The sequence below is a fragment of the Thermomonospora catenispora genome (assembly GCF_006363815.1).
GTDB classification, from domain to species: domain Bacteria; phylum Actinomycetota; class Actinomycetes; order Streptosporangiales; family Streptosporangiaceae; genus Thermomonospora; species Thermomonospora catenispora.
Map to the genome: position 1 here is coordinate 25754 of NZ_RRYT01000024.1, position 21050 is coordinate 46803.

Annotated in this window: 18 protein-coding genes; 5 read left to right on the forward strand and 13 right to left on the reverse strand. The window is 75.0% G+C overall.

Annotated features, from left to right (window positions below):
* The first annotated feature begins 56 nt into the window (after positions 1 to 56).
* A complete protein-coding gene (locus EIO00_RS17870) occupies positions 57 to 1007 on the forward strand; it encodes an AAA family ATPase (protein WP_241661443.1) in 951 nt (316 codons plus the stop codon).
* A gap of 13 nt (positions 1008 to 1020) precedes the next feature.
* Entirely contained in the window at positions 1021 to 2313 is a 1293-nt protein-coding gene (locus EIO00_RS17875) for a DUF58 domain-containing protein (RefSeq protein WP_140180453.1), read from the forward strand.
* Positions 2314 to 2350: 37 nt separating this feature from the next.
* On the opposite strand, the gene EIO00_RS17880 is transcribed toward EIO00_RS17875, so the two are convergent.
* Entirely contained in the window at positions 2351 to 3346 is a 996-nt protein-coding gene (locus EIO00_RS17880; protein WP_140180455.1) for a stage II sporulation protein M, read from the reverse strand.
* 74 nt (positions 3347 to 3420) lie between these two features.
* On the opposite strand from EIO00_RS17880, the gene EIO00_RS25675 reads away from it, so the two are divergent.
* The gene (locus tag EIO00_RS25675) at positions 3421 to 4377 is read left to right on the forward strand and encodes an RDD family protein (RefSeq protein ID WP_140180457.1); all 957 of its coding nucleotides are present in this window, start codon (positions 3421 to 3423) and stop codon (positions 4375 to 4377) included.
* Positions 4378 to 4417: 40 nt separating this feature from the next.
* On the opposite strand, the gene EIO00_RS17890 is transcribed toward EIO00_RS25675, so the two are convergent.
* The 3 genes from EIO00_RS17890 to ahcY (EIO00_RS17900) form a co-directional block, all read right to left on the reverse strand.
* Positions 4418 to 5026, reverse strand: coding sequence for a hypothetical protein (locus EIO00_RS17890; RefSeq protein ID WP_140180459.1), 609 nt, complete (start codon positions 5024 to 5026; stop codon positions 4418 to 4420).
* Positions 5027 to 5031: 5 nt separating this feature from the next.
* A complete protein-coding gene (gene ahcY / locus EIO00_RS17895; protein ID WP_140180461.1) occupies positions 5032 to 6291 on the reverse strand; it encodes an adenosylhomocysteinase in 1260 nt (419 codons plus the stop codon).
* Positions 6292 to 6474: 183 nt separating this feature from the next.
* The gene (gene ahcY, locus EIO00_RS17900; protein WP_140180463.1) at positions 6475 to 7905 is read right to left on the reverse strand and encodes an adenosylhomocysteinase; all 1431 of its coding nucleotides are present in this window, start codon (positions 7903 to 7905) and stop codon (positions 6475 to 6477) included.
* Between the two features lie 97 nt (positions 7906 to 8002).
* On the opposite strand from ahcY (EIO00_RS17900), the gene EIO00_RS17905 reads away from it, so the two are divergent.
* Positions 8003 to 8338, forward strand: a complete 336-nt coding sequence (locus tag EIO00_RS17905) for a MerR family transcriptional regulator (protein ID WP_140180465.1) — start codon at positions 8003 to 8005, stop codon at positions 8336 to 8338.
* Positions 8339 to 8354: 16 nt separating this feature from the next.
* On the opposite strand, the gene EIO00_RS17910 is transcribed toward EIO00_RS17905, so the two are convergent.
* The 7 genes from EIO00_RS17910 to EIO00_RS17940 form a co-directional block, all read right to left on the reverse strand.
* Positions 8355 to 9065: a response regulator gene (locus EIO00_RS17910; RefSeq protein WP_241661436.1), complete on the reverse strand. Its 711-nt coding sequence runs from the start codon at positions 9063 to 9065 to the stop codon at positions 8355 to 8357.
* Positions 9034 to 10527, reverse strand: coding sequence for a sensor histidine kinase (locus EIO00_RS17915; RefSeq protein WP_241661437.1), 1494 nt, complete (start codon positions 10525 to 10527; stop codon positions 9034 to 9036). Before EIO00_RS17915 ends, EIO00_RS17910 begins: the two co-directional genes overlap by 32 nt.
* A 595-nt stretch (positions 10528 to 11122) precedes the next feature.
* The gene (locus EIO00_RS17920) at positions 11123 to 12115 is read right to left on the reverse strand and encodes a cation diffusion facilitator family transporter (RefSeq protein WP_140180467.1); all 993 of its coding nucleotides are present in this window, start codon (positions 12113 to 12115) and stop codon (positions 11123 to 11125) included.
* Positions 12112 to 13260: an SIS domain-containing protein gene (locus EIO00_RS17925; RefSeq protein WP_140180469.1), complete on the reverse strand. Its 1149-nt coding sequence runs from the start codon at positions 13258 to 13260 to the stop codon at positions 12112 to 12114. The genes EIO00_RS17920 and EIO00_RS17925 overlap by 4 nt, the downstream gene beginning before the upstream one ends.
* Entirely contained in the window at positions 13257 to 13433 is a 177-nt protein-coding gene (locus tag EIO00_RS17930) for a Trm112 family protein (RefSeq protein WP_140180471.1), read from the reverse strand. The genes EIO00_RS17925 and EIO00_RS17930 overlap by 4 nt, the downstream gene beginning before the upstream one ends.
* Positions 13434 to 14822: a phosphomannomutase/phosphoglucomutase gene (locus EIO00_RS17935; protein WP_140180473.1), complete on the reverse strand. Its 1389-nt coding sequence runs from the start codon at positions 14820 to 14822 to the stop codon at positions 13434 to 13436. It abuts the gene before it with no gap.
* Positions 14823 to 14928: 106 nt separating this feature from the next.
* Positions 14929 to 15321 carry a DUF3499 domain-containing protein gene (locus EIO00_RS17940; RefSeq protein WP_140180475.1) on the reverse strand — a complete coding sequence of 131 codons (393 nt, stop codon included), beginning with the start codon at positions 15319 to 15321 and terminating at the stop codon, positions 14929 to 14931.
* Positions 15322 to 15559: 238 nt separating this feature from the next.
* On the opposite strand from EIO00_RS17940, the gene EIO00_RS17945 reads away from it, so the two are divergent.
* Positions 15560 to 15994, forward strand: coding sequence for a metallopeptidase family protein (locus tag EIO00_RS17945; protein WP_422100054.1), 435 nt, complete (start codon positions 15560 to 15562; stop codon positions 15992 to 15994).
* A 110-nt stretch (positions 15995 to 16104) separates the two neighbouring features.
* Here the strand turns inward: EIO00_RS17945 and EIO00_RS17950 are convergent, their stop codons facing one another.
* Positions 16105 to 17721, reverse strand: coding sequence for a DUF5719 family protein (locus EIO00_RS17950; RefSeq protein ID WP_140180477.1), 1617 nt, complete (start codon positions 17719 to 17721; stop codon positions 16105 to 16107).
* Entirely contained in the window at positions 17718 to 20921 is a 3204-nt protein-coding gene (locus EIO00_RS17955; protein WP_140180479.1) for a glycosyltransferase family 2 protein, read from the reverse strand. The genes EIO00_RS17950 and EIO00_RS17955 overlap by 4 nt, the downstream gene beginning before the upstream one ends.
* Positions 20922 to 21050 lie beyond the last annotated feature (129 nt).

Here is a 21050-nt window from a genome sequence, read left to right on the forward strand (position 1 = left end):
TCCAGCACGTCGAGCTCCACAAGGAGGGGCGCGCGCCGCAGGCGCCCGCGGCGGACATCGACGCGGCCGAGGTCCGCACGGCGCTGGCGGCGTTGCGCGGCGAGGTCGCCAAGGCGGTGGTCGGTCAGGACTCGGTGATCACCGGTCTGGTGATCGCGCTGCTGTGCCGCGGGCACGTGCTGCTGGAGGGCACGCCGGGCACCGCCAAGACGCTGCTGGTGCGCGCCCTGGCCCGGGCGCTGGACCTGGACTTCAAGCGGGTGCAGTTCACCCCGGACCTGATGCCGGGCGATGTGACCGGCTCGCTGATCTACGACAACCGGACGGCGGAGTTCGAGTTCCGCGAAGGCCCGGTGTTCACCAACCTGCTGCTGGCCGACGAGATCAACCGGACCCCGCCCAAGACCCAGGCGTCGCTGCTGGAGGCGATGGAGGAGCGGCAGGTGTCGGTGGAGGGCGCGCCGCGTCCGCTGCCCGACCCGTTCGTGGTGTGCGCCACCCAGAACCCGATCGAGTACGAGGGCACCTATCCGCTGCCGGAGGCGCAGCTGGACCGGTTCCTGCTGAAGCTGAACGTCCCGGTGCCCTCCCGCGAGGAGGAGATCGCGGTGCTGCAGCGGCACGCCGAGGGCTTCGACCCGCGCGATCTGGAGCACATCGAGCCGGTGGCCGGGGCGGCCGAGCTGGCCGCCGGCCGCGAGGCGGTCCGCAGGGTGCACGTCGATCCGAAGGTCACCGGCTATGTGGTGGACCTGTGCCGGGCCACCCGCCAGTCCCCGTCGCTGCAGCTGGGGGTGTCGCCGCGGGGCGCGACGGCGCTGCTGTCGACGGCGCGGGCGTGGGCGTGGCTGTCGGGGCGCGACTATGTGACCCCCGACGACGCCAAGGCGCTGGCCCGACCGACGCTGCGGCACCGCGTCCAGCTCCGCCCGGAGGCCGAGTTGGAGGGCGCGACCGCCGACGGCGTGCTGGAGGGCATCCTCAACACCGTCCCGGTCCCCCGCTGAGGGAGGGCGTCCGATGGCGGTGACCGGGCGGCTGGGGCTGCTGGCGGCGCTCGGGGCGGTGGCTCCGCTGGTGTGGCCGAGCTGGTGGACGCTGGGGGCGCTGTGGGGGCTGCTGGCGCTGGGGGTGCTGGCGGATCTGGCGCTGGCCGGCAGCGTCCGCGACCTCGTGCTGCACCGGTCCGGGGACGCCTCGGTGCGGCTCGGGGAGACCGCCACGGTCTCCCTCGTCGTGGAGAACGCCGGCCGCCGCCGGGTGCGGGCCCGGCTGCGGGACGTCTGGCCGCCGAGCGCGGCCTCCTCCCCCCGGGTGACCGAGATCGACGTGCCGCCCGGGGAGCGGCGGCGGGTGGAGACCCGGCTGACGCCCACCCGGCGGGGCGACCGCGCGGCCGTCACCGTGACGATCCGGTCGAGGGGGCCGCTGGGACTGGCCGCCCGGCAGCTCAACCGGCCCGCGCCGTGGACGGTGCGGGTGCTGCCGTCGTTCCCGTCCCGCCGCCATCTGCCGGGCAAGCTGGCCAAGCTGCGCACCCTGACCGGGCAGCACGTGGCGCTGATCCGCGGGCAGGGCACCGAGTTCGACTCGCTGCGCGAGTACGTCGACGGCGACGACGTGCGCTCCATCGACTGGCGGGCCAGCGCGCGCCGCTCCGACGTGGTGGTGCGGACCTGGCGCCCGGAGCGGGACCGGCGGATCTATCTGGTGCTGGACACCGGCCGCACCTCGGCGGGACGGGTCGGCGACATCCCTCGGCTGGACTGCTCGATGGACGCCGCGCTGCTGCTGGGCGCGCTGGCCTCGCGCGCCGGCGACCGGGTGGACCTGCTGGCCTACGACCGGCGGGTGCGCGCCCGGGTGGAGGGGGCCTCGCGCAGCGACCTGCTGCCGGCGATGGTGCAGGCGATGGCGCCGCTGGAGCCGGAGCTGATCGAGTCGGACGCGGCCGGGATGGTCTCCACGATCATGTCCCGGGTCCGGCAGCGCTGCCTGGTCGTGCTGCTCACCGAGCTGAACCCCGCCGCGATGGAGGAGGGGCTGCTTCCGCTGCTGCCGCAGCTCACCGCCCGTCATCTGGTGATGGTGGCGGCCGTCGCCGATCCCCGGGTCGGGGAGATGGCGCGGGCCCGCGGGGATCTGGCCGCCGTCTACGACGCCGCGGCGGCCGAACGCGCCCGCGCCGACCGGCGCCGGCTCACCGCCGAGCTGCGCCGCCACGGCGTGGAGGTGGTGGACGCCCCGCCGGAGGAGCTGGCCCCCGCCCTCGCCGACGCCTATCTGGCGCTGAAGGCCGCCGGCCGGCTGTGAGCCGCGGGGATCGGTGACGGCCGGCGCGCCGCCGCGCTCACCCCGCGGTGGGGGCCAGGTCGGGACGCAGGTCGGCGTCACCGGTCTCGCCCGCCTTCGTCGCCGGGCGGCCCAGGATGACCACGTACGCCAGGAAGGCGATCTCGGCGACCACGCCGATGCCGATGCGCAGCCAGGTGTCGTGGACGTGACCGGTGACGAAGCCCTCGATCAGGCCGGACACCAGCAGCACCGGCACCAGCCCGAGGGCCACCGCCACCAGGGAGCGGCCCTCCTCGGCGAGCGCCTGGCCGCGGCGGCGCGGCCCCGGATCGATCACCGTCCAACCGATCTTGAAGCCGGCGGCGCAGGCCAGGTAGACGGCGGTGAGCTCGAGCAGGCCGTGCGGCAGGATCAGGCCGAAGAAGACGTCGCCCCGGTCGTGGGCCCACATGAACCCGCCCACCGCGGCGAGGTTGAGCTGGTTGAGGTACAGCACGTACAGGGTCGGGACGCCCAGCAGGATCCCGAAGATCAGGGCGACCGCGGACACCCAGGCGTTGTTGACCCACACCTGGAACGCGAACGACTGGGCGGAGTGCTCGACGTAGTAGTCGGCGAAGTCGTGCTCGACCAACTGTCTGATCTCCCACTCGGTGCCCAGCGCGGCCTGCACGGCGGGGTTGCGCACCAGCCAGATCGCGAAGATCAGGGAGAACAGGTTGCCGAGCACCGCCGTGCCCAGCCACCACCAGCGCAGCCGGTAGGCGACGGCCGGGAACGAGCGGGTCAGGAAGCGGGCGGCGTCGCGCCACATCGGCGCCTGCGCCCCGGCCACGGCGGCGCGGCCGCGCGCCACCAGCGACGACAACCGGCCCACCAGCTGGGGGTCGGGGGAACTGGAGCGCACCACCGACAGATGGGTGGCGGCACGCTGGTAGAGCTCCACCAGCTCGTCGATCTCGGCGCCGTCGAGTCTGCGGCTGTGGTTGATCAGCCACTCCAGCCGCGACCATTCGGCATGATGGGCGGCCACGTACGCGTCGACGTCCACCTGTGGAGATTAACGCCCGCGCGGGCCGGACGGGCACACTGGGACCGGGCACCGAGCGAGAGGATCGACATCGCATGGCCGAACTGGTCACCGGCGAGGCCGTAGCGCTCGACATCCGAGTGGCCCGGCTGGCCAGCCGCACGTGCGCCCTGCTGATCGATGTGATGTTCCAGTTCATGGCGCTGAACCTGCTGCTGTACCTGACGGCGGCCACCGTGGTGATCGCCGACGAGGCGTGGGGCATCGGACTGGGCATCGTGGCGACGGCGGGGGTGCTGGTCGGCTATCCGTGCGCGTTCGAGACGCTGTCGCGCGGCCGGACGCTGGGCAAGCTGGCGCTGGGGCTGCGGGTGGTGGCCGACGACGGCGGGCCGGTGCGGTTCCGGCAGGCGCTGGTGCGGGCGCTGGCGAGCGTGGTGGAGATCTGGGTCTTCTCCGGAGCGCCGGCGCTGATCGCCTCGCTGTTCAACCGGCGCGGCAAGCGGCTCGGCGACATGTTCGCCGGCACGGTGGTGATCCAGGAGCGGGTGCCGGCCGCGGCGTTCTTCGGCCCGGTGGCGATGACGCCGCCGCAGCTGGCGGACTGGGCGCGCGGGCTGGAGCTGTCGCGGATCCCCGACGGCCTGGCGCTCACCGCCCGGCAGTACCTGGCGCGGTTCTGGGAGCTGCGGCCGGATGTGCGGGACTCCCTGGGGCGGCGGATCGCCGACCAGGTGACCGCGCTGATCAGTCCGCCGCCTCCGCCGGGGGTGCGGCCGGAGATCGTCCTGTCGGCGGTGCTGGCCGAGCGTCGCATGCGCGAGGAGCGGAGGCTGGAGCAGCGCCGCCGGCGCCGGATGCGGCCGTCGCCGGCGGCGGCCGCATCCGCCACCGCGACGGCGCCCGCGACCGGCGGCCCGGTGCCGCCGAACGTCCCGCCGCCTCCGGGCGCACCGGCCCCGGGACGGCCGCAGTTCCCGCCGCCTCCCGGTCCCGGCCCGCACGCCTGGGCGCCGGGCGGCCCGTCGCACCCCCGCCGGAGGAGCCCGTGACGTCGGGGCGCGTCGCCGGCGGCGGGTCCCCTCCCGCGCCCTAGGAGGGGTCCTGAGAGGGCAGGGTCGGGGGCGAGTCGAGGTCGGCGAGCTCCAGGCCGGGCGCCTCCAGCACCACGTCGCCGGCCAGGTGGAAGACGTGGGTCTCGGCGGTGGACAGGTCGGTGACCTCGTAGCGCTCCACGGGGAGGGGGACGGTCTCGGTCGGGTGGGTGTCGACCCCCGCCAGCAGCCAGCGCTGGTCGACGGTGAGGGCGGCCAGGGACGGCCCCTGGATCCGGACGAGGCGCACCCGCCGGTCCTCGGCGGGGGCCAGGGCCAGGTGCCGGGCGACGGCGATGCGGAACGCCGGGGACTCGGCGAGGAAGCCCATGGCGCGTTCGCCGTGCTCGGCGGGCTCGGACGGGGCGGGCGCGAGGGGACGGCGCACCCACAGCAGGTCGCCTCCCGCGAGCCCGCCGCGGATCAGCCAGGCGGGGGCGGCGAGTTCGACGCGGATCTGCCGCCACCGGCTGTCGACGGTGAGGTCCACGCGGAGGCCGTCGGAACGGGTGCCGGTGTAGCGCCAGCCGCCGGGGGCGGGGGCGCACCGGAAGCGCTCCTCGACGGGGCCGGCGTCGGTGAGGTGCAGGTATGTTCCGCTGGGCATGGGGTTCACGAACCGTGCTGCCAGGAGCTGAGGTACTCCTCCTGCTCCGGGGTCAGGGCGTCGATGCGGACCGACATCGACGCCAGCTTGAGCCGGGCGACCTCGGTGTCGATCTCGGCGGGCACCTGGTGGACCCCGGCCTCCAGGCGCCCGTGCTCCCGGGCGAGCCAGGCGCAGGTCAGGGCCTGGTCGGCGAACGACATGTCCATCACGGCGGCCGGATGCCCCTCGGCGGCGGCGAGGTTGACCAGCCGCCCCTCCGACAGCAGCACCAGCCGGCGGCCGTCGGCCAGCACGTACTCGTCGACCTGCGGGCGGACCCCGTGGTTGATCTCGACGGCCAGGTCGGCCAGGGCGCGCACGTCGATCTCCACGTCGAAGTGGCCGGAGTTGGCCAGGATCGCGCCGTCCTTCATCGTCGCGAAGTGCTCGGCGGTGATCACATCGCGGTTCCCGGTGGCGGTGATGAACACCTCGCCCTGCGCGGCGGCCTCGGCCATCGGCAGCACCGTGAACCCCTGCAGCACCGCGTCCAGCGCCTTGACCGGGTCGATCTCGGTGACGATCACCCGGGCGCCCAGCCCGCGGGCCCGCTCGGCCAGTCCCCGGCCCACGTAGCCGAACCCGGCGACCACGATCGACTTGCCGGCCAGCAGGGTGTTGGTGGCCCGCACGATGCCGTCCAGGGTGGACTGCCCGGTGCCGTAGCGGTTGTCGAACATGTGCTTGGTGGCGGTGTCGTTCACCGCCACCATCGGGAAGCGCAGCGCGCCCTCCCGGGCCATCTGGTGCAGCCGGATCACCCCGGTGGTAGTCGTCTCGCAGCCGCCGCGCACCCGCCCGATGACGTCGGCGCGTTCGGTGTGCAGGGTGTTGACCAGGTCGCAGCCGTCGTCCAGGACGAGGTCGGGCGGGGCGTCGAGGGCCTGGTGGATGTGGCGGTAGTAGCCCTCCCGGTCGACGCCGGCCCGGGCGAAGACCTGCACCCCGTGCTCGGCGACCAGGGCGGCGGCGGTGTCGTCCTGGGTGGAGAGCGGGTTGGAGGCGGCCAACGCCACGCTCGCCCCGCCGGCCTGCAGGGTCCGGACCAGATTGGCGGTCTCGGCGGTGACGTGCAGGCAGGCGGCGATCCGCAGCCCTTCCAGCGGCCGTTCGGCGGCGAACCGCTCCCGGATCTGCCGCAGCACCGGCATCGACCGGTCCGCCCAGTCGATCCGGGTCACGCCCTCGTGGGCGAGCGAGATGTCGGCGATCTCGTGGTCCATGAGCCCCGCGTCCCCAGTCCTCGGCAGCACGCGGCCGTGGGGGCGGACGATCCCCCACGGCCGCGAAGGTCGGTCGGGCCCCGGCCGTCGACGCGTCCGGTCGGGCCGGCGGCCGGGCCGGCGCTCGCCCCGGGAGCGGCTCGAGCGCCGGGTCCTCAGCAGCGGTGGTGCGCGGACGAGCCCTCAGTAGCGGTAGTGCTCGGGCTTGTAGGGGCCCTCGACGTCCACGCCGATGTACTCGGCCTGCTCCTTGGTCAGCTTGGTGAGCTTGACGCCCAGGGCGTCCAGGTGCAGGCGGGCCACCTTCTCGTCCAGGTGCTTGGGCAGCCGGTAGACGCCGACCGGGTACTCGTCGGTCTTGGTGAACAGCTCGATCTGCGCGATCACCTGGTTGGTGAACGAGTTCGACATCACGAACGAGGGGTGGCCGGTGGCGCAGCCCAGGTTCATCAGCCGGCCCTCGGCCAGCACGATGATGGAGTGGCCGTCGGGGAAGCGCCACTCGTGCACCTGCGGCTTGATCTCGATCTTCTCGACGCCCGGGACGCGGGCCAGGCCGGCCATGTCGATCTCGTTGTCGAAGTGGCCGATGTTGGCCACGATCGCCTGGTGCTTCATCCGCTGCATGTGGTCGGCGCGGATGACGTCCCGGTTGCCGGTGGCGGTGATGAAGATGTCGGCGGTCTCGACGACGTCCTCCAGGGTGGTGACCTGGTAGCCGTCCATGGCGGCCTGCAGCGCGCAGATCGGGTCGATCTCGGTGACGACGACCCGGGCGCCCTGGCCGCGCAGCGCCTCGGCGCAGCCCTTGCCCACGTCGCCGTAGCCGCACACCACCGCGACCTTGCCGCCGATCAGCACGTCGGTGGCGCGGTTGAGGCCGTCGATGACCGAGTGACGGCAGCCGTACTTGTTGTCGAACTTGGACTTGGTGACCGAGTCGTTGACGTTGATGGCCGGGAAGCGCAGCGTGTTGTTCTTGGCCATCTCATACAGCCGGTGGACGCCGGTGGTGGTCTCCTCGGTGACGCCCTTGATGGCCTTGGCGGTCTCGGTCCAGCGGCCGGGCCGCTCGGCGATGGTGCGGCGCAGGGTCTCCAGGAAGACCTTCCACTCCTCCGGGTCGTCCTCCGCGGGGCTCGGCACCGCGCCGGCCTCCTCGTACTCGGCGCCCTTGTGGACCATCAGGGTGGCGTCGCCGCCGTCGTCGAGCAGCATGTTCGGCGGGCTGCCGTCCGGCCACGACAGCGCCTGCGCGGTGCACCACCAGTACTCCTCCAGGGTCTCGCCCTTCCAGGCGAAGACCGGCACGCCCTTGGGGTCGTCGGGAGTGCCGTCGGGGCCCACCACGACCGCGGCGGCGGCGTGGTCCTGAGTGGAGAAGATGTTGCAGCTCACCCAGCGGACGTCGGCGCCGAGGGCGACGAGGGTCTCGATGAGCACGGCGGTCTGCACGGTCATGTGCAGCGAGCCCATGATCTTGGCGCCGCGCAGCGGCTTGGCGTCGGCGTACTCGCGCCGCACCGCCATCAGGCCCGGCATCTCATGCTCGGCCAGGCGGATCTCCTTGCGGCCGAACTCGGCCAGCGAAAGGTCGGCGACCTTGAAGTCCATGATCGTTTCCACTCCTCGCGTGCGTACGGCTGCGAGTCTAGGGCCGGCCGCCGCCCCCACCGCGAATTCTTGACACGGATTTGTCAGAATCGGTCTCATGCGCATCACGGAGGCCGCCCGACGGCTCGGCACCTCGCCCCGCATGCTCCGCTACCGCGAGTCCCTGGGTTTGCTGCCGCCCACCCGCGAGCCCGGCGGCCACCGCCGGTTCGGCCAGGCCGAGCTGCGCGCCGTCGCGTTGGCCCTGGAGCTGGAGAGGCAGTACGGCATCAGCCCCGCGGAGCTGGCGTTCGGACTGCGGGTGCTGGCCGAGCCCCAGGTGCAGGCGCGGGTGCGCGAGCTGGGCCAGCGCATCGGCCGGCTGTCGGCCCCGCCCGCCCGCGCGCTGGACTTCGAGAAGGAGAAGGCCCTGCGCCTGCTGCGCCGCGGCTGACGCGCCCCGGGGCCCGTCACGGGGTCTGGGCGCCCTCCCCCGGAACCACCAGGCCGGACTCGTACGCCAGCACCACCGCCTGAGCGCGGTCGCGCAGGCCCAGCTTGGTGAAGACCCGGGCGACATGGGTCTTGACGGTGTGCTCGCTGAGCACCAGACGCCGGGCGATCTCGGCGTTGGACAGCCCGCCGGCGATGAGGACCAGCACCTCGGTCTCCCGGGCGGTGAGGGTGGCCAGCTCGGCGGGCGGCTGCGGCCGGGTGCGGCGCTGGCGGGTGAACTCGCGGATCAGCCTGCCGGTCACCTGCGGGGCCAGCAGCGCATCGCCGCGGGCCACCACCCGCACCGCGGAGACCAGCTCGTCGGCGGTGGCGTCCTTGAGGAGGAACCCGCTGGCCCCCGCCCGCAGCGCGTCGTAGACGTACTCGTCCACGTCGAACGTGGTCAGCACCAGCACCTTCAGGTCCGCGTCCGGCCGGTCCAGCATCCGCCGGGTGGCCTCGATGCCGTCCATGCCCGGCATCCGGATGTCCATCACCACCACGTCGGGGCGGGTCTGCGCCGCCAGCGCCACCGCCTCCCGGCCGTCCCCGGCCTCCCCCACCACGGTGATGCCGGGCTGCGCGTTCAGCAGCGCCGCGAAACCGGCCCGCACGATCGTCTGGTCGTCGACCACCAGCACTCTGATGGTCCGGTCAGGACCGCCCGGGGGCTCGCTCGGCGTCACTGCGGGACGTCTCCTCCCTGACGAACGGCAACTCGGCCTCCACCACGAAGCCGCCGCCCTGCGCCGGACCGGCGGAGAACCGCCCGCCCAGCATCGTCGCACGTTCCTGCATGCCGATGATGCCGTGTCCGCCGGGTCCGTCCCGCCCGTCGGGCCGGGAGGGGTTCAGCACCATCGTGGGGGCGTTGGCCCCGCTGTCTTGGACGCGGATCGCGAGCCGGTCGTTCAGATAGGCCAGCTCCACCCGGACGTCGGCGCCGGGCGCGTGCCGCCGGACGTTGGTCAGCGCCTCCTGCACGATCCGGTACGCCGACAGCTCCACCGTCGTCGACAACGTCCGCGGATCGCCGCGGACCTCCAGCTCGGCGTTGCCGCCCGCGTTCCGGTGCTGCTCGATCAACTCGGGCAGCCGGTCCAGCCGGGGCTGCGGCGCGGACTCCGGCGGTCCCGCCCCGGCGTCGGCCCGCAGCACGCCCAGCAGCCGGCGCATCTCCACCAGCGCCTCGCGAGCCGTCCGGGCGATCTCCTCGAACCCCTGCCGGGCCTGTGGCGACAGGTCCGTCATGGTGTAGGGGGCGGTCTCGGCCTGCACCGCGATCATCGAGACCGAGTGCGCCACCACGTCGTGCAGTTCACGGGCGATCCGGGCGCGTTCCCGCATCACCGCCTGCTCGCGCTGCACCGCCGACAGGCGGGTGAGGGTCCGGCTGGTGCGCTCGGCGGCCTCGGCCTCGGTGCGCTCGGCCCCCTCCACCGTGCGGCGGGCCTCGCCCAGCCCGATCGCGGCCAGCACCGCCACCAGCGCGGCGGGCCACGGCACCTCGTCCAGGGAACCGGCCGCCAGGTAGATCACCCCGACCGTCGCCACCGCGCCCACCGCCAGCGCCCCCGTCTCCTGCCGGGACAGGAGCCGGCCCAGCGCGTACAGCGTGTACAGCGCCGCGAACGCCGTGGTGAACAGCAGCGTCTGTCCCGACAGCAGCCCGGCCGCGAACGCGCTCAGCACGATCGCCGCCATCGGCCGGGGAAACTCCCGCCGCCACACCAGCGGCGCCGTGGCGGCCACCGCGAACCCGCCCGCCACGCTGACCGGCGGGACGCCGTGCGGCGCCAGCTCCGCCAGCGCCGCCACCACCAGCGCCAGACCGGTCAGCGGCGCGAAGTACCAGGAGGCGGCGAACTCCCGCCACGCCTCCAGCCAGTGCGACAGCGGCGCGGCGACGCGGGGCCGCCCGTCGCCCCCCGCCCCCGGGGGCGGGGGGAGGGTCTGCGGGGAGGCCTGCGCGCCCGCCAGCCGCTCCGCGATCCGCATCACGGCCGGCCGCAGCATCCGCCCGATCCCGGTGAGCAGCCACAGCAGCAGCTGCCCCAGCCCGGCCACCGCCCGCCCGGACAGTCGCCAGGCGTGCCGGATGAACTCCGTGCCGGGCGGGGACTGCGGGGCGGGTCCGTCATGGCTCACGACTCCATAGTGTCCGCCGAACGCTCGAGCGCGCCTCACCGTGCAGGGTCACTTCTCCGGGTCGGATCCCTCTCCAGAACGACCCCGGTTCCCTCCTCAGGGCGGAAGAACGAGCCGGCCCCGCGAACGTAGTCTCACTACCGTGACGCGAAAGCCGGCGTCCCCGGAGACGGGGGATCCGGGACGCGCTCCCGCGTCACGCCGAGACCGTCCGGTTCAGGGGTCCGGGCGGTGCGCATGGGAAGCACCTCGCCGGTTCGGGCGGCGCCGTCCCGCGCAGGGACGATCGGTCTCGCCTGGGCTGGGGTTGTGGAACGACCGGAAGACCGCCCGGACCGGTGACGGTGTGGGAGGCGGACCGCCGCGGCGCGTCCGCGGCGATGAGACGAGCGGCCCGCGCGTTCTCCGCCCACGGGTCCGATGCGGGCCGGGACGGGGGCCGCGGCGCGGAGGGGGCGGACCGCCGGACGCCGACGAGGCGGCCTCCCCCGGAGGCCCCGGCGAGGCGGGGCCGCGTGCGACGAAGGGCCCCGACGCCTTGTGCCGGGAGGCCCTTCGTCGTGCGGTTCTTCGTGCGGTCGCCGGATCCGGTCCGCTACGAGGTCGTCTTGCCGACGTCGGTCGTGACCTCGATGTGCTCCTCGGCGGACTTCCCGGCGGGCTCCGTCGCCTGCGGGGCGGACTGGTACAGGTCGGGCTCCAGATAGATCAGCCTCGCCTCGGGGAACTGCGAGCGGACCTTGTCCTCGGCGGCGTTGATGCCCCGCGCGATCTCCGCGGCGGTCTCGTCGTGGTGCACCGCGATCTTGGCGGCGATCAGCAGCTCCTCCGGGCCCAGGTACTGGGTCCGGATGTGGATCACGCGGTCGACCTCCTCGACCGACTCCAGCGAGGCGACGATCTGCCGTTCGACCTCGGGGTCGGCGCCCTCGCCGATCAGCAGGCTCTTGGTCTCCACCGCCAGGATCACCGCGATGGCGCCCAGCAGCAGGCCGATGCCCACCGTGCCGACGCCGTCCCAGACGCCGTTGTGGGTGACCACCGCCATGGTGACCCCGAACAGCGCCAGGATCAGACCGACCAGCGCGCCCAGGTCCTCCAGCAGCACCACCGGCAGCTCGGGGGCCTTGGCGTGCCGGATGAACTGCCACCAGGACTTCTCGCCGCGCAGCTGGTTGGACTCGCCGATCGCGGTGCGGAACGAGAAGGACTCCAGGAGGATCGCCACGATCAGCACCCCGAACGCCCAGGCGGGGGACTCGACCTCGTGCGGATCGGTGATCTTGTGGATGCCCTCGTACAACGAGAACAGCGCACCCACCGTGAACAGCACCACCGCCACGACGAACGCGTAGAAGTAGCGTTCGCGTCCGTACCCGAAGGGATGCTGCGGAGTGCGGGCGCGCTGGGAGCGCTTGCGTCCCACCAGCAGCAGGGCCTGGTTGCCGGAGTCGGCCACGGAGTGAATGGACTCCGCCAGCATCGACGACGATCCGGTGAAGACGAAGGCCACGAACTTGGACGCCGCGATGCCCAGGTTGGCGGCCAGTGCGGCGATGATCGCCTTGGTCCCGCCCTCAGCACTCATAGTGACGCAATCCTTGCCTTGAGCTCTTGAATGGCCGACACGGGCGTGGGATCGACGCCCAGTGCGAGAGCCAAGTAAACCGTGACGTAGTCCGTCATGGCGATCAGATGCGCCAGGCGCTCCAAGGGGTGCCCGCCTTCGGCGGGGATCTCGGTCACATCGACGCCGCGTGCCGCGGCCAGCTCCACCGACACCTCGCGACGTTTGGCGACCTGCGGATGCTCTTCGGTGTCCCGCAGCAGCACCAGCCGCAACCGGGTGCCCTCCACGTCCTCGGCCCGGTCGCGGAAGAAGTCCTCCTCCTCGGCCCCCGGCGCCCCGCCGGCGAAGAGCCCGTCGAACGCCATCACCTGGTTGTGGTTGGCCTCCGGGAGGCCGCCGAACACCCCCGGGTACTTGGCGTTCTCATTGAGCTGGCAGCACATCCGGTAGGCGGCGACGGCGGCCAGGTCCGAGGTGCCCCACACCATCGGCAGTGAGCCCGCCATGTCCAGGGCGATCTGCTTGGCCGGGTTGACGAACGACTCGCTGTCGGGGCGGCAGCGGTGCGCCACGTCCTCCAGGCGCCGCGCGGTGGCCTCCAGCACCTCGTCCGACGCGTTCGTCAGCCCCAGCGCGCGGGCGGCCATCACCAGCGGGATCGACAGGCCCCACACGGTGGAGCGGGGCTGGCCCGCCGACTGCACCGGGACGAACGGCGCCCGCGCCCGCACCGCCAGCTCCGCCAGCGGCGAGTCGGCGCCGCCCACGAACAGCATCCGGCAGCCGCGCCGCATCGCCTCGGCCGCCACCGCCAGCGTCTCCTCGGTGCCGCCCGAACAGGACACGGCGATCACCAGGTCGGCGGCGCCCACCCAGCCGGGCAGCCGGTAGCCGCGCACGGTGACGATCGGGACCGGACAGCCGACGCCGCACACCGCGGCCAGCACGTCTCCGGAGATCCCCGAGCCGCCCATCCCGGCGACCACGACGGCGCGCGGCCGGCCGTCCTCGGCCAGCCGTTCCACTCCGGCCTCGGAGGCGGCCAGCCGGGCCCGGCGGACCTGGGCGGCCGAAGAGGCGACCTGGCGGAGCATGTCACCGGGGTCCGCGGCGGCCAGCGCGTCCGGGTCGTCCAGTCGCGCCGAGTCGACGGGTGCGCTCATGAGGCCGGGGTCCGGGCCTCGTCCACCAACAGGACCGGAATGTCGTCGCGCACCGGGTAGGCGTACTTGCAGGTCCCCGTGCACACCAGTTCGGCCGCGGCCTCATCGGCCCGCAGCGGGCCCCGGCAGTTGGGGCAGGCCAGGATCTCCAGCAGCCAGGAGTCCAGCTTCATCTATTTCTCCCTCACGATGGCCAGCACCTCGTCCCGGATGGCCGCCATCGTCCGCTCGTCGGTGGCCTCCGCGTTGAGGCGCAGCAACGGCTCGGTGTTGGACGGCCGCAGGTTGAACCACCAGTCGGCGGTGGAGACGGTCAGCCCGTCGAGCCCGTCGATGGTAACGCCGGGTCGGTCGGCGAAGGCGGCGCGCACCCGTTCGGTGGCGGCGGCCTGATCGGCCACCTCGCTGTTGATCTCGCCGGAGGCCGGGTAGCGGTCGTAGGCGGCCAGCAGCTTCGACAGCGGCTCGTCCTGCTCGCCGAGCGCGGCCAGCACGTGCAGCGCGGCCAGCATCCCCGAGTCGGCGTACCAGAAGTCGCGGAAGTAGTAGTGCGCCGAGTGCTCGCCGCCGAACACCGCCCCGGTCTCGGCCATGGTCTGCTTGATGAACGAGTGCCCCACGCGGGTGCGCACCGGCTTCCCGCCGTGCTCGGCGATGATCTCCGGCACCGCCCGCGAGGTGATCAGGTTGTGCACGATCGGCGCGCCCGGGTTCCTGGCCAGCTCGCGCACGGCCACCAGCGCGGTGATCGCCGACGGGGAGACGATCTCGCCGCGCTCGTCGACCACGAAGCAGCGATCGGCGTCCCCGTCGAAGGCCAGCCCGATGTCGGCGCCGGAGGAGCGGACGGCGGCCTGCAGATCGCGCAGATTCTCCGGCTCGATGGGGTTGGCCTCGTGGTTGGGGAACGTTCCGTCCAACTCGAAGTAGAGCGGCACCAGCTCGATCGGCGGTCCGGCGGGGCCTCCCGCGTCCCCGTCGCCGTCCGGGCGCCGGCCGAGCACGGCCGGGACGGTGTATCCGGCCATGCCGTTGCCGGCGTCCACCGCGACCTTCAGCGGCCGGATGCCGCTCAGGTCGACCAGGCGGTGCATGTGCTCGGCGTACCCGGTCAGCAGATCGCGACGCGTCACGGTGCCGCGCGGACCGCGGCCGGCCGGCACGCCCCGCTCGACCAGCTCGCGGATCTCGGTCAGACCGGTGTCGCGGCCGATGGGGCGGGCGCCGGCGCGGCACATCTTCATGCCGTTGTAGCGGGCCGGGTTGTGGCTGGCGGTGAACATCACGCCGGGCACGTTCAGGCTGCCGCTGGCGTAGTAGAGCAGGTCGGTGGAGGCGAGCCCGGCCTCGATCACATCCGCGCCCTGCCCGGTGGCGCCGCGGGCGAAGGCCGCCGCCAGCGGCTCGGAGGAGGTGCGCATGTCGTGCGCGGTCACCACGGTCCGCGCGCCGGTGACGCCGACGAACGCCGCGCCCACCGCCTCGGCGATGTCCTCGTCGAGCTCGTCCGGAACCACGCCGCGGATGTCGTAGGCCTTGAAGATCTTGGCGACGTCGCCCAATCCCGCCCCCTGCTCGTCGTCCGTGTACGCCGCCGGTGGCGTACGGGGTTATGAGCCTACCGGGACGGAGATGAAGGGCTGATCGGAGAGCGGGCCCGCCGAGGGGTCAGTCCGTCCGCCGGCCCTGGCCGGCGCCGCGTCCGGCGTCCGGCAGGCCCGAGCGCAGCACCCGCAGATGGCCGCGGCGGCCGACCTCGACCCCCTGGCCGACCGGCTCGGCGGCGGAGGCGGAGGGCTTGGCGGCCTCGCGGACGGCGTCGGCGAGGGCCTCCAGGTCGTCGGTGCTGGGACGGACGTCCTCGACGGGGAGGCGGACCAGTTCCCAGCCCACGGGGGCGGTGAGCCGCTCGGAGTGCTCCGCGCACAGGTCATAGCAGTGCGGCTCGGCGTACGTGGCCAGCGGACCGAGGACCGCGGTGGAGTCCCGGTAGACGTACGTGAGCGTGAAGACTGCTGGCTCCTTGCACGCGGTGCGGGAGCAGATTCGGGCGGGGCTCACGTTGGCCGACCGTACTCTCGAACCGGCCGATACGCCACTACCGTCGCGGCTGTGTCGCCATTACCGCATCGAATCGCCATCTATCGGGACGATGTGCACCGATCCTGACACGCTGCGCCGCCGTCTGCCGCCGAGCGGCCCGCGGAGATAAGCTCGCTCATGTGCGATCCCTGACCGCCATCACGGCGTCCTCTCCAGGAGGCGGCGGCCGGTGAGCGGCACCGCCCACGGCCCGCGGATCCGGCGCCGCGACCGGCACGGCCGCGGCGTGCGGGGGCCGCTGATGCCCGCCGACGCCCCGTTCGCGCTGACCCGCGCGGAGCGCTTCGACGGCCTGGTGCGCGAGGAGGTCGGCCGGCTGGCCCGCCGCTGGGGCCGTGAGCTGGCCGGTGTGGAGTTCCTGGTCGAAGAGGTGCCGCGGACCGATCCGCCGCCCGGCGAGCCGGCGCCGCTCAGCCAGACCCGCCCGCCCGCCGAGGGACGGCCGCAGCGGATCGTGGTGTACCGGCGGCCGATCGAGATCCGCGCCGGAGCCGTGGGCGGGACCTGGCGCGGCCTGGACGAGCGGGAGATGGCGCGGCTGGTCCGCGACGTGCTGGTGGAGGCGGTCGCCGACCTGCTGGGACTGTCCCCCGAGTCGGTCGACCCCAGCTACGACTCTCCCGACGACTGACCCGCCGTCCCCGGCGTTCCCGACGTTCCGGCCGGCGGAGGGCGGGCCGGCGAGGCCCCGCCGCCGCGCCCCGGCCCGCCGCCCCGGAACGCTCCCGCGGGGGCGGCGTCTCAGGGCAGCACCGCCCGCTGGGAGTCCAGGACCGGCGGCAGCAGCAGCGTGGTCCGTGCGGGCGCGATCGGCAGCACGGTGAACAGCCGGCCGTTCCGCCCGGTCGCCATGACCCGGGCGGCGTGCACCGGCCCGGACCCCGGCTCCGGCGTCACCACGACCCCGAAGCCCGCCTTCTCGTCCGCGCCCGCCGGCGGGGAGAGCTCGACCTCGGCGGTGCGCCCGGCCGCGATCCGCACCCGCCGCGGAGCGCCCGTCGCCCCCTGGGCGTTCACCGTGACGACCCGGACGTTCGCCGGCCCGTCCGGCGCGGTGAGCAGCAGCACGGAGTCGAACCGGTTGTCGGCGACCATCCCGCCCGCCTCGCCCAGCGGCGCGGTCGCCGCCCCGTAGGCGACGTCGGCGCCGCGGTCGGCGGTGAAGCCCGCCACGATGGGCCGGTCGGCGGTCAGCCGCACCGCCGCCGGCTTGCCGGACAGGGCGCGCTCCAGCGCCAGCGGGGTGACGGTCCGGCCGGGCGCATGGAAGGCGTCCTGCCCCTCGGGCGCGAACGCCCCCGCCTCGGTGAGCACCTGGATCCGGATGCGGGCCTCGTCCGGCCCGGGCACGGCCACCAGCAGCCGCCGGGCGCCCGCGCCGTCCGGGAGGCCCGGCACGATGAGCGCGGTCGCGGGAGACCCGGCCGGCGGCAGCCAGTCCACGCCCTTCTCCTTGCCGACCCGCACCCGGACGGCGGCGGCGACCCGGCCCGCGGTGGCGTGCACCCGCAGCGCCACGATCTGCGCCGTCTGCACGATCTCGCCGAGCCCTTCGGAGCCGTCGCCGAGACGGATCACCTTGGTGGCGCCGGGGTCGACGGGGATGCCGCGCCCGTCGACGGTGTCCAGCGGGCCGTCCCCCGACAGCGCGGTGAGGTCGACGGTGGCGGGCTGAGCGTCGACGTTGGTGAGGTGGACGTCGATGCGCTCGGCCTCCAGCGGTCCCGGTCCCAGGAACCAGTGATCGGTGCCCGGGCCGGTGCAGCGGGCGGCGGCCAGTCCCCGGTCGGCGCCCTCCTCGGCGTGCGTGGTCCGCTCGGCCTGCAGTCCCGCCGCCATGGCGCCGTGCGCCCGGATCGTGTAGGCGTCCGGTCCGCCGGCGGCCTTCCCGCTCCAGGGCACCCCGGGCCTGGTCGGGGAGGCGACGACCGCGCCGTCCTCGCCGGAGATCACATCCGCCCTGCCGGCGCCGGAGGACGGCGCGGACAGCACGCCGACCGTGGAGCCGCCGGGCGCGGGGCAGGCCAGCACCGCCGAGGCGACCGGGACGCGGGAGCCCGCGGCGGCGCCGTCGACGGCCGGGCGGGACAGGGCGGCGACCCCGTACAGCGCCAGCACCGCCAGCAGGACCAGCGCCGCCGTGGCGTGACGATGGCGCAGCACCCAGCCGGCCAGCAGCACCAGCCGCCGGCTCCACAGGTCGATCGGCCGCCGCCGGTCCGCCGGGCGCCGCCGACGGCCGCCCCGCCGTCCGGACGCGGGTGCGGGCTCGGCCGCGGGGGACGGGGCGTCTTCCGACCGGGCGGCCGGGGCCGGCTCCTCGGGGGTCCCGGGTCGGGTCTCGGGGTGCTCGGTCATGTGGGCTCTCCAGCGGCGACCGGCGGCGCGGCCCCGCCGTGCGGGGCCGGTTCGGACGGCGTGCCGGACACCCGCCGGGCGCGGCGTCCGCGCGGCGGGCGAGGGATCCGGCCGGGCAGGACGGGCATGCCGCCCGCCTGTCCGCCGGGCAGCGCCAGCGCCACGACGACCAGCACCGCCGCGCCCTGCAGGAGGATCCACGCCTTCCGCAGCCCCTGGCCGCGGCGCAGCTCGAGCCGTCCGCCCTCGGCCGGGACGTCGTAGGCCAGCGCCCACCCGTCGAAGCGGCGGCCGGTCAGCTCCCGGCCGTCGAGGGTGGCGCGCCAGCCGCCGTCGGCGGGCTCGGCCAGCAGCAGGGTGCGGGCGCCGGTGCCGGGCGGGACGTCCACCGAGGCCGTCACGGGTCCGGCGGGCAGCGGGGTGACGGCGCCGCGGTCGAGGAGCAGCAGCCGTCCCGACGACGCCTGCAGCCGCCACACGCCGAACTCGTCGGTGCGGCTGGTGCGCGACAGGCCCGGCGTGGCGTCCACCACCCCGGTGGTGGGGTCTTCGGCGGGCCGGGGCACCAGGATGTACTGCACCCCCATGCGGGTGAGCGCGGCCGCGTCGCCGTGCCCGGCGGCGAACGCGGCCACCAGCGCGTCCATCCGGCGGCGCACCGCCTCCGGCGCCGGCGTCTCGGCATCGCCCAGCCGGGGCTCGGCGCCCCGCAGGACGGTGTAGGTCACCCGGCCGTCCCCGCCGCGGGACAGCACCAGCGTGCGCGGCCCGGCGGGACCGGCCAGGAACGGCGGAACGGTGTCGGCCGGCACCTTCCCGATCGGATCACGGGCCCCTCCGGCGATCCACGCGCCCGCGGTCAGCACCGGCGCGGTCAGCGCGGACAGCAGCACCAGCGCGCCGCCCACCCGGTAGGGCAGATGCCTGCCCGCCACGGCCTCCCGGGCGCGCAGCACGGCGGCGACGGCGGCAGCCAGGACCCCCACGGCCGCCGGCAGCAGCGCCGCGCCCGGCCAGACCGCGCCGCGGTCGGCGCCCTTGGTCACCGTGACCGCGCTGACGCCGATCGCCGCCAGCAGCCCCGCCAGCGCCAGCGTCCAGCCCAGCAGCACCAGCAGGCGGCGGCTGCGCAGCGGCAGGGCCAGCACGGCGACCAGCAGCACCCCGCCCAGCGCCCAGGACGGCGGAGTGCCGGGTCCGCCGGGGTTGAGGGTCAGCAGCCGAACGGCGGTGGGGGCGGGGTCGGCCCCCAGATGCAGCCCGGTCTCCAGCAGGAACCGCGACGGGTGGACGAGCAGCGAGACGGTCCACGGCAGCAGCAGCACCGGCGGGACGCCCAGCGCCACCACCAGCCTGCGGTCCACTCGCCGGGTGCGGGCGGTGCCGAACGCCGCCCACGCCAGCACGCCGCCGACCACCGCCAGCGGCCAGGTCAGCGGCACGAACGCCATGCACACGGCCAGCAGCGCCGCCGCCGCCCAGGCGGCCCGGCGGCGTTGCGCGCGCGACGCCGGGCGGCTGCGGGGCAGCGCGTACATGCGGGCGAAGCACCACACCACCAGCGGCAGCAGGACGTGCACCACGGCGGTGCCCAGCCGGCCGCCCGCGACGGCCCCGGTGGCGACCGGCAGCAGCGCATAGGTGACCGCGATCCACACCCGCACGGCGAACAGCGGCACCCGCGGCCCGCCGTCCCGCCGGCGGGCGCGGCGGCCGGTCGGCGGCGGCTCCACCACCAGGGCGCGGGCCGCCGCGTACGCGGTGAGCCCGGCCAGCGGCACGCAGCCCAGCAGCAGGATCGACACCGCCAGCCAGGGCTTGCCCAAGGTCAGCGTCGACAGCGCGGCCAGCACGCCCAGGGACGGCGGCGCCTGTTCGGCCGAGCCCAGCCCGACCGGATGCCAGGCCTGGACGTACCGCTCCCACAGGTCGCTCGCCCCGCCCGGCGGGGGCAGCAGCGCGCCGCCGCCGAGGCGGCCGCCCGCGGCGAGGAGGGTGCGTTCGGCGGCCAGGGTCACCGCGCCGAGGCCGAGCACCGTCACCGCGCCGGGGCGGGTCAGCAGCCGCCGCAGCGCCCCGGGTCCCTCGGAGGCGGGCTCGTGGGACTCGTCGTGACGCCGGTGCTCGCGGGAGGCGACGGCGGCGAGGCGCTCCTGGAGGCGGCGCAGCGCGACCCGACGGGGCTGCAGCCGGCGGATGTGGTGATAGACGCGACGGCGCCCGCCGGCGCGCAGGCGGCGGGCGCGCAGCAGCGCGCGGGGGTCGCGCAGCACGTCGCCGAACGCGGCGGCCTCGTCGCGGGCGGCGTCCGGCCGTTTGGCCGCCGCCAGGTACAGCGCGCGCAGCACCGTGCCGAGCAGGGTGCGGACCAGGGCGCGCAGCGCCGGGCCGGCGGGCAGGTTGGCCAGCAGGACGTACAGGGCGTTGCGACGGTCGCGCCGGCGGGGGGAGCCGATCGGCGCGCCGATCTCCCGCAGCCCGCGCGCGGACGCCTCGGCGTGGTGCACGACCGCGTCGCTGACGACCAGCACCCGGTGCCCGGCGGCCTGCACCCGCCAGCACAGGTCCACGTCGTCGCGGAACAGCCCGAACGCCGGGTCCAGCCCGCCGACCTTCTCGTACACCTCGCGGCGCACCAGCATCCCGGCGGTGCTGACCGCCAGCACGGCGCGGGTGCCGTCGTGCTGGCCCTGGTCGAGCTCGAGGTGCTCGACGCCGGTGCCGCGGCGGCCGGCGCCGTCGATGGTGACGCCCACCTCCAGCAGGCGCCGGCGATCGTCCCAGTCGCGCAGCTTGGGGCCGAGGATCGCGGCGTCGGGATCGGCGTCGGCGGCGCGCAGCAGCATGGCCAGCGCGTCGGGCGCGGGCGCCGAGTCGTCGTGCAGCAGCCAGATCCACTCGGTGCGCGGCGTCCCCGGCTCCTGCCCGGGAAGCGGGAGGGAGGCGGCGCGATGCCGCAGCGCCTCGGCGACGGCGGCGCCGTAGCCGGTGTCCGGCGGCAGCCGCAGCAGGCGGTCCTCTCCGGCGACCTCGGTGAGCACGGCGGGACCGCGATCGGTGCTGCCGGTGTCCACCACGACCAGGCGTTGCACCGGCCGAGTCTGCGTGAGCAGCGCCTTCAGCGTCTCCGGCAGCCAGCGCGCCCCCTGGTGGGCGACCAGCACGGCGGTGACGACGTGGCGATCGAGAGCGGGCGACAAGGGTTCCCTCGATCTGGGTCGACTGTCGGTGCCCCCGCGCCTCCGTGACCGGAGAGCGGGTCGGCCGCCCGCCGAGCGGGCCCGGCCGGCCGCGCCGGACCCGGTCGCCGGTGACGGCGGCCGCCGGGC